Raw genomic sequence first — 4,146 nt, forward strand, 5'->3', positions numbered from 1 at the left:
CATTTTGTAAGTTGTCGAATTTAAGAATATAATAACTTTATTTTAATTGTCAAGTTTTAAGTGATAAGGAGGGCATTCATACAAACGATACAATTCATATAATCATACACTAAAAAAGGAATTTCTAGAGTAGATAAGCGAAGATAACATTCTCAATTAGCTTGTTAATATGTATCCCTCACTAATCGGATTTTTTTAAGAACAATCTTTTATAAAATGATTGTGAGGAATTCAGTAAAACAAGATATATGAAGTGAGTGAAGACTAGTGATGAACATACTACATTTTTTATTAGAGAATACTGTTTTCCAAAATGTATTACAAGATCTTCAGTTGAATGTCCTTTATATAGAAGATGGATGTACACATCAACAAACGATAGAAAATGTCCATCCAAAATGTATGTTTATAGCAAATAGTTTTGAAGAAGGAGAAATATTGTTTCATAGAACTAGACCGCATATTGTAATTATGTATGTAACAGATTTTGCTCAAATAAAATATATAAAGAATATATATGATTCACGGAGTACATTCATTATCATTTGGGATCAACAGATAAACAATGAGTTTGCAGATTTACTAATGTTAGGAATACGTAATATTGTTATAGCACCAGTAACCCCACAAGTGGTACTAGAGGAAGTGAATAAGAGTTTATATCAGCTTTCTTTAGTGCGACAAGTAAGTTTACAACAGGAATTACTTCAAACGATGTTTGATTTTCAAAATGATTTATTATTTATAGTAGAAGATGATGAGATTGTTGATTGTAATACAAACTTTTTAGAGTTTTTCGGATATGATAATTTATTTACGTATCGCGAACAACATTTAGTGTTTGCAGAACATCTTATAAGAGAGACCGGATATTATTCGACGACTCACGATATAACATGGTTGGATGATACTTTATCAAATGGAAGAAGAATTAAGATGCACAATTATGAAGGGGAAGCTTCTACCTTTTTATTACGTGCGACACCATTGCCAGAAGACTTATCGCGATTTATAGTAAAATGCACAGAGATTACAGAATTAGATGAAATCTATCAAGAGCAAGAAAGACTGGCTATGATAGATTCATTGACAGAAATATATAATCGTTTGAAATTCCAGCAAGTATTGGAGAAAGAGTGGGAGAATGTAATACGTAATGATGAAAAAATAGCACTTATTTTGTTTGATATAGATAATTTTAAATCAGTAAATGACACATATGGTCATGATTTTGGTGATTTAGCATTACTACAACTTGCAGATCTTATGAAAGCTAAAGTTGAACATCAACATATATTTGCAAGGTGGGGAGGAGAAGAATTTATAATATTAGTGACAGATACGGTAGAAAAAGAAGCGTTTCAAGTTGCGGAATCGTTAAGGTTTTTTATTGAAACAAAGCAGTTCTCTGGAATTTCGAAATTAACAGCGAGTTTTGGAGTTGCGTTATATGAGCAAGGAATTACTAAAGAAGAATTAATGCAAAGAGCAGATATTGCATTATATGAAGCAAAAAAAAATGGGAAAAATCAAGTGTGTATATATAGAAAAGAAAAAATGTGATTTTTCGCAACTAACTGTTGCGATTTTTTTTTATTGGCTGATAATAGAATATGGGGGAGTATTTTAACTGAAGTAATTACGGAGGAACAATATGATAAAAAAAATAATGCTTATGGCTTCACTGTCTGCTGTAGTTTGCGGCGGAGTATACTATTTTCTCGATAGTCCCGATTCAAAGGAACAAGCAGTATTAACAACAAAGGTAACTCCTGCTATTGAGTCAGAGGTACAGGATAATATAGAAGAAGTAGAAAAAATTGATTATGCTAGTATATCTCAAAAGTTAGATCAGTATTTAGTAGGAAAGCAATTTAATGGGACAGTTTTGGTGACAGATAAAGAGCATGTTATATTGAATAAAGGATATGGATATGCTGATGTTCAAAATAAAATAGAAAATACGCCTCAAACAAAATATCGTATCGGTTCTATTACGAAAACAGTTGTTGCTACATCCATTTTACAGTTACAAGAACAAGGGAAGTTAAATATTCAAGATAATGTAAATAAATACATTCCTTCATTTCCAGCAGATAAAAACATCACGTTATATCACTTATTAACGCATACATCTGGTTTACCTGAAAATGGGAAGGGAAAGGTTAATGTAGCTTCACGTATAAATTTAATAAATTGGATTGGAAGTCAAAAGTTGGACTTCCCACCAGGAACAGGTTGGAAGTATACAGATTATAATTATATGGTACTCGCTTATATTATAGAAAATATAACGAAAAAGCCTTTAGGAGATTATATAAAAGAAAATATATTTACAAAGGCAGAGATGCATGAATCAGGCATGGGAAATATGGTGCCTGGAGATAAAAACTTCACGAAGGGTTATGTGAAGAAAGATCAAGAACTTGTACCAGCGCAAAAATTAGGGATGGACTGGTTATATGGCTCTGGTGAGATGTATACGACAGTAGGAGATATGAAAAAATTAGATGAAGCGATTATAAATGGAAAGCTTCTTTCTGAACAAAGTATACAAGCGATGTTTACACCTTCTGCAGAGAGAAAATATGCATTTAGTTTTTACATATATCCTGATTTTTTCCATAACCATGGTGTACTATCTGGTTGGAATACGTTTAATAATTTCAATAAAGAAAAAGGCACGTTTGTTATTTTATTCTCAAATGTGAAGAATGGTTTGGATGATGATTTTAATAAGGAATTTCGGAAGATGGTAAATGATTTATTAGAACAAAGGGGATGAGAAGATGGAAAATAAAAATTTATCAATAGGTTTCATTGGTATTGGTGTGATGGGAAAAAGTATGGTTAACCATTTAATGCAAAGTGGTTATAAAGTATATGTATATAATAGAACGAAGGAAAAAGCGGATTCTTTAGTACAAGAGGGTGCGACTTGGTGTGATACACCGAAAGCGTTAGTAAAGCAAGTTGATGTTGTTATGACGATGGTTGGTTATCCTCACGATGTAGAAGAAGTGTACTTTGGGATAAATGGAATTTTAGAACATGCAAATGAAGGTACGATTGCAATTGACTTTACAACATCTACACCAACATTGGCAAAACGTATTAATGAATTTGCGAAAAGCAAGAATATATATACATTAGATGCACCTGTATCTGGAGGAGATGTCGGGGCTAAAGAAGCAAGACTAGCAATTATGGTAGGTGGAGAGAACAGAATATATGATATTTGCTTACCTCTATTTGAAAGACTAGGAACAAATATTCAGTTGCAAGGCCCTGCTGGGAGTGGGCAACATACAAAAATGTGCAATCAAATTGCAATTGCTTCTAACATGATAGGAGTATGTGAAGCGGTAGCGTATGCGAAGAAGGCTGGACTTAATGCAGATAAAGTATTAGAGAGTATTTCGACAGGTGCAGCAGGTAGCTGGTCATTAAGTAATTTAGCTCCTCGAATGTTAAAAGGAGATTTTGAACCTGGTTTTTATGTAAAGCATTTTATGAAAGATATGAAAATTGCTTTAGATGAAGCTGAAAAATTACAATTACCAGTACCGGGTTTAACCCTGGCAAAGGAATTATATGAAGAGTTAATCGCAGATGGAGAAGAGAATAGCGGAACGCAAGTATTATACAAAAAGTATACAAGGGGGTAAATGAGATGAATCTGCAAAAGTTTGACGAGATGATTGATGCTGTGCAGCGAGCAACTTGTGTACAGATTAATGATAAGCAAAAAGAAGCTTTTAAACAAAAATATGATTTTGAACCAGATTTTGAATATGGAAGAGATGAGAAAGGACATTATGTTATCCGAACCTCGAAAAAGATGTTAGAGGAAATGGAGTTTTATTTAGCATTGAAATATGATCGGGATGGAATTGATCTTTATATGCACGCTGAAATTGAAGGTACATGTCATGTATCTGTTAGCTATAGTGAAGAGGCATTACATTTACAAGAATTGTTTCAATTTCTAGAAGAAAATAAATAAAAAGTCCTCATTTGAGGACTTTTTATTTATTTAGGCAGGCATAATATTTAAGTTGGATAATTTATCCCGCTATTTGCCGGGCAGTAAAACTCCCACCTCAAAATTCAGCTGGAGCAGAGAAGTTAGGTGGGAGTCGGGCT

4 protein-coding genes are annotated in these 4,146 nt (G+C 32.8%); all 4 read left to right on the plus strand.

Annotated features, from left to right (window positions below; translation table 11 throughout):
• Nucleotides 1-270: 270 nt before the first annotated feature.
• Entirely contained in the window at nucleotides 271-1,563 is a 1,293-nt protein-coding gene (locus KI356_RS10040) for a GGDEF domain-containing protein (protein ID WP_212935352.1), read from the plus strand.
• 91 nt (nucleotides 1,564-1,654) lie between these two features.
• Nucleotides 1,655-2,785 (plus strand): serine hydrolase domain-containing protein, encoded by a 1,131-nt coding sequence (locus KI356_RS10045; protein WP_212935353.1) that lies wholly within the window; start codon nucleotides 1,655-1,657, stop codon nucleotides 2,783-2,785.
• Between the two features lie 4 nt (nucleotides 2,786-2,789).
• Nucleotides 2,790-3,668, plus strand: a complete 879-nt coding sequence (locus KI356_RS10050) for an NAD(P)-dependent oxidoreductase (RefSeq protein ID WP_212935354.1) — start codon at nucleotides 2,790-2,792, stop codon at nucleotides 3,666-3,668.
• Between the two features lie 5 nt (nucleotides 3,669-3,673).
• Nucleotides 3,674-4,006: a DUF3909 family protein gene (locus tag KI356_RS10055; RefSeq protein WP_212935355.1), complete on the plus strand. Its 333-nt coding sequence runs from the start codon at nucleotides 3,674-3,676 to the stop codon at nucleotides 4,004-4,006.
• Nucleotides 4,007-4,146: the final 140 nt, after the last annotated feature.

This window comes from Bacillus hominis, from assembly GCF_018332515.1.
In the GTDB taxonomy this organism is placed as follows: Bacteria; Bacillota; Bacilli; order Bacillales; family Bacillaceae_G; genus Bacillus_A; species Bacillus_A hominis.

Bases quoted from the DNA above. Each gene is read 5' to 3' on its own strand.
- KI356_RS10040 (WP_212935352.1), top strand. From the start codon at position 271: ATGAACATACTACATTTTTTATTAGAGAATACTGTTTTCCAAAATGTA.
- KI356_RS10055 (WP_212935355.1), top strand. From the start codon at position 3,674: ATGAATCTGCAAAAGTTTGACGAGATGATTGATGCTGTGCAGCGAGCA.
- KI356_RS10045 (WP_212935353.1), top strand. From the start codon at position 1,655: ATGATAAAAAAAATAATGCTTATGGCTTCACTGTCTGCTGTAGTTTGC.
- KI356_RS10050 (WP_212935354.1), top strand. From the start codon at position 2,790: ATGGAAAATAAAAATTTATCAATAGGTTTCATTGGTATTGGTGTGATG.